The sequence below is a fragment of the Rhodopseudomonas sp. genome, assembly GCF_048594845.1.
Taxonomy (GTDB): domain Bacteria; phylum Pseudomonadota; class Alphaproteobacteria; order Rhizobiales; family Xanthobacteraceae; genus Rhodopseudomonas.
This window is the reverse complement of the sequence record NZ_JBMDXE010000142.1, coordinates 1-4,112: the sequence shown is the minus strand read 5'-3', so window position 1 is coordinate 4,112 and position 4,112 is coordinate 1. Positions and strand designations below refer to the sequence as shown.

Below are 4,112 nucleotides of genomic sequence, written 5' to 3'. Positions count from 1 at the left end.
TCGCGGACTCTCAGGCGGGGGAGACGCCCCCTCACCCCAGCCCTCTCCCCGCGCGCGGGGAGAGGGAGCAAGCTGCACAAGCGGCATCCGCGCCCCCCAAAAACATCTGCTGTGTCGGCGACGACGATCAGTCGATCTATGGCTGGCGCGGCGCCGAGGTGGATAACATCCTGCGCTTCGACCACGACTTTCCCGGCGCCAAGGTCATTCGCCTCGAGCGCAACTATCGCTCGACCGGCCACATCCTCGCCGCTGCCTCGCATTTGATCGCCCACAATGAAGGCCGGCTCGGCAAGACGCTACGCACGGAGGACGTCGATGGCGAGATGGTCACCGTCACTGGCGCGTGGGATTCGGAAGAGGAAGCCCGCGGCATCGGCGAGGAGATCGAGCAGCTGCAGCGTCAGGGCCATGCGCTGAACGAGATCGCCATCCTGGTGCGTGCGTCATTCCAGATGCGCGAGTTCGAAGATCGCTTCGTCACTCTCGGCCTGCCCTATCGGGTGATCGGCGGTCCGCGATTCTACGAGCGCGCCGAGATCCGGGACGCGCTGGCTTATTTGCGGGTGATCAATTCGCCGGCCGACGACCTCGCCTTCGAACGCATCGTCAACGTACCGAAGCGCGGTCTCGGCGATGCCACCGTGCAGCTGCTGCACGACCACGCCCGCAAGCGCAAGATGCCGCTGTTCGAAGCGGCACGGATGGTGATCGAAACCGACGAGCTGAAGCCGAAGGCGCGCAGCAGCCTGCGCGGCGTCGTCGAGAATTTCGAACGCTGGCAGGTGCAGCGCGACGCGCTCCCCCATACCGAGCTCGCCGAGATCGTGCTCGACGAGAGCGGCTACACAGAGATGTGGCAAAAGGATCGCTCCGCCGATGCCGCCGGCCGGCTCGAAAACCTCAAAGAACTCGTCCGCTCGATGGAGGAGTTCGAGAACCTGCAGGGCTTCCTCGAGCACATCTCGCTGGTGATGGACCGGGACGGCGGCGCGGACGAAGACGCCGTCAGCGTGATGACGCTGCACTCCGCCAAAGGTCTGGAATTCGAAACCGTGTTTCTGCCCGGCTGGGAGGAAGGCTTGTTTCCGCACCAGCGCGCGCTCGACGAACAGGGCCGCGCCGGCCTCGAAGAAGAACGCCGCCTCGCCCATGTCGGCATCACGCGCGCCCGCAAACGCGCCAAGCTGTACTTCGCCACGAACCGCCGCATCCACGGGACCTGGAATACGACCATCCCGTCGCGCTTCCTCGACGAACTGCCGTCGGCCAATGTCGAGATCACCGAATCGAAGGGCGGCTCCGGCTGGGGCGGAATGAGCGGCTACGGCCCGTCGCGCTTCGACAATGTCGAATCCTTCGGTTCGAGCTACTCGACGCCGGGCTGGCAACGCGCCCAAGCGCAACGCAGCCGCGGAGGCGGCAATGGCGGCCGCAGCGGCGGCTTCGGCGAGGCCGGTGCATCCTACTCATCGGGCAACACCCGCCGCGCCCCCTTCACCATAGAAGGCGAGCTGGTTGCGAAATCCACGGGCACCGAGTCGGCTTTCTCGCTGCAGGACCGCGTCTTCCATCAGAAATTCGGCTACGGCCACGTCACAAAGATCGACGGCAACAAACTCACCATCGCCTTCGACAAGGCTGGCGAGAAGAAGGTGGTCGATAGCTTCGTAGAGCGGGTCTAGAGCCGAAGATCCGGATGGCACAATCGTTCTCAATCCGCCGCGCACCATCGACGAATTGAACAAGGATCCAGACTTCATCGCGTCGAGCAAGACTGCGGTCGTCGTGTTGATCGAGTCATCGGCTGCCGCGGAAGACGGATAGCTCTCCAACTATTGCGTGCCGCGCGACTCAGCTCGCGCAAGACTCCCGGCTTGCTCATCGGCCTAGCCTCCTCGAAACGGCCGACCTTTTTCTGTTCAGGCCACATATCCCTGTCGGTTGCGTCGCGCCTCGGCCGTCCTTATGTAAGCCGCCCGCACGTCCGGCAGCGTTCCGTGATCCCCGCGCCCGAAGTCTCGCGAGCCCGCATGGCCCCTATTATTTCCGTCAAAACCCTGAGCAAGACCTACGGCACCGGCCGCAAGGCGCTCGATGGGATCAATCTCGACATCATGGCCGGCGAGATCTTTGCGCTGCTTGGGCCGAACGGGGCCGGCAAGACGACGCTGATCGGCACCATCTGCGGCCTGGTCAATCCGAGCACCGGGAGCGTCGCAGTGGGCGGGCACGACATCGTCGCCGACTATCGCGCGGCGCGGTCGATGATCGGGCTGGTACCGCAGGAGCTGCATACCGATGCGTTCGAATCGGTTTGGGACACGGTCAGCTTCAGTCGCGGCCTGTTCGGCAAGCCGAAGAATCCCGCGCATATCGAGAAGGTTCTGCGCGACCTGTCGCTGTGGGACCGCAAGGACAGCAAGATCATTACGCTGTCCGGCGGCATGAAGCGCCGGGTGATGATCGCCAAGGCGCTGAGCCACGAGCCGCAGGTGCTGTTCCTCGACGAGCCGACCGCCGGCGTCGACGTCGAACTGCGCAAGGGCATGTGGGAAGTTGTGCGGGCGCTGAAGGCGACCGGCGTCACCATCATCCTCACCACGCACTACATCGAGGAAGCCGAGGAGATGGCCGACCGCGTCGGCGTCATCAACAATGGCCGATTGATTCTGGTCGAGCAGAAGTCTGCACTGATGCAGAAGCTCGGCAAGAAGCAGCTCAAGCTGCACCTCGACGCGCCGATCGAGGCCGTCCCTACGACGCTCGCGGACTACGATCTGACCCTGTCCGACGATCGCAGCAAACTGGTCTACACCTACGACACTCGCGCCGAGCACACCGGCATCACCGCCCTCCTCGCCGACGTGCGCGCCGCCGGCATCCGTTTCCACGATCTCGACACCAGCCAGTCGTCGCTTGAAGAGATCTTCGTCAGTCTGGTGCACGCATGACCATGAACTTCCGCGCCGTCAAAGCGATCTACCTCTTCGAAATGGCGCGGACCTGGCGCACGCTGATGCAGAGCATCGTATCGCCGGTGCTGTCGACCTCGCTGTATTTCATCGTGTTCGGCGCGGCGATCGGCTCGCGCATCGACCAGGTCGAGGGCGTGAGCTACGGCACTTTCATCGTGCCCGGCCTGATCATGCTGAGCGTGCTGACGCAAAGCGTCGCCAACGCCTCGTTCGGCATCTACTTCCCGAAATTCACCGGCACGATTTACGAGATCCTGTCGGCGCCGGCGTCATTTCTCGAGATCGCGCTCGGCTACGTCGGCGCAGCGGCGACCAAGTCGATCATTCTCGGCCTGATCATCCTCGCCACGGCCGGACTGTTCGTGCCGCTCCACATCGCGCATCCCGTGTGGATGCTCGGCTTCCTGGTGCTGACGGCGGTGGCGTTCAGCCTGTTCGGCTTCATCATCGGAATTTGGGCCGACGGCTTCGAGAAATTGCAGGTGATTCCGCTGCTGGTGATCACGCCGCTGACCTTCCTCGGCGGCAGCTTCTATTCAATCTCGATGCTGCCCCCGCTCTGGCAGAAGATCGCCCTGTTCAACCCGGTCGTCTATCTCGTCTCCGGCTTCCGCTGGAGCTTCTACGAAATCGCCGACGTCGACATCGCCGTCAGCGTCGCTGCGACATGCGGCTTTTTGCTGCTCTGCATGGCGGTCGTATGGTGGATCTTCAAGACCGGCTACCGCCTGAAAGCCTGACGCCGCGCACCGTGAAAGAACGCCTGCGCGGTTCTCGCGAACGCACGACGAAGGCTTTCATCGTCGCGACATGTGGGATGCGATCCTCAGGATGTTGGAGCCCGATCCAGCGCCCTGCTTAAGCGGACCCAGGTCTTCCATGCTTTGCATCGAAGCTTCAAAGACCTCGACCGATTGCCTCACTGAGCTCCACCGGCCAGTCTCATAGAGACCGCACGTGCGAGTGCGGGCAATTAAAGGCCGACGCTAACAGCTGTCCTCGCCGCACCGTTTCGGCGCTGGCCCAACGCGCAACGCCGCCTCTTTTGGAGGCGGCGTTTTGTCTGGGTGTATTGTGTCATCGTGATTGAGGCATTGTCCTTTGCAGGCCTGGCAGCGACCTACTCTCCCGCGT

General features: G+C 63.3%; 3 protein-coding genes. All 3 read left to right on the top strand.

Annotated elements, in window-relative coordinates; translation table 11 throughout:
* Positions 1-1,685, top strand: a 1,685-nt coding sequence (locus ACOJTD_RS08540) for an ATP-dependent helicase (protein ID WP_420132487.1), incomplete at its 5' end; no start/stop codon positions are given.
* A gap of 348 nt (positions 1,686-2,033) precedes the next feature.
* Positions 2,034-2,954 carry an ABC transporter ATP-binding protein gene (locus ACOJTD_RS08535; RefSeq protein WP_420132486.1) on the top strand — a complete coding sequence of 307 codons (921 nt, stop codon included), beginning with the start codon at positions 2,034-2,036 and terminating at the stop codon, positions 2,952-2,954.
* A 2-nt stretch (positions 2,955-2,956) separates the two neighbouring features.
* Complete coding sequence (locus ACOJTD_RS08530; RefSeq protein WP_420132488.1) at positions 2,957-3,718, top strand: ABC transporter permease; 762 nt, start codon at positions 2,957-2,959, stop codon at positions 3,716-3,718.
* The last annotated feature ends 394 nt before the right edge of the window (positions 3,719-4,112 follow it).

What these genes read in the sequence shown, in the direction of transcription:
- ACOJTD_RS08535 (WP_420132486.1), top strand. Translation starts at nt 2,034, where the DNA reads ATGGCCCCTATTATTTCCGTCAAAACCCTGAGCAAGACCTACGGCACC.
- ACOJTD_RS08530 (WP_420132488.1), top strand. Translation starts at nt 2,957, where the DNA reads ATGAACTTCCGCGCCGTCAAAGCGATCTACCTCTTCGAAATGGCGCGG.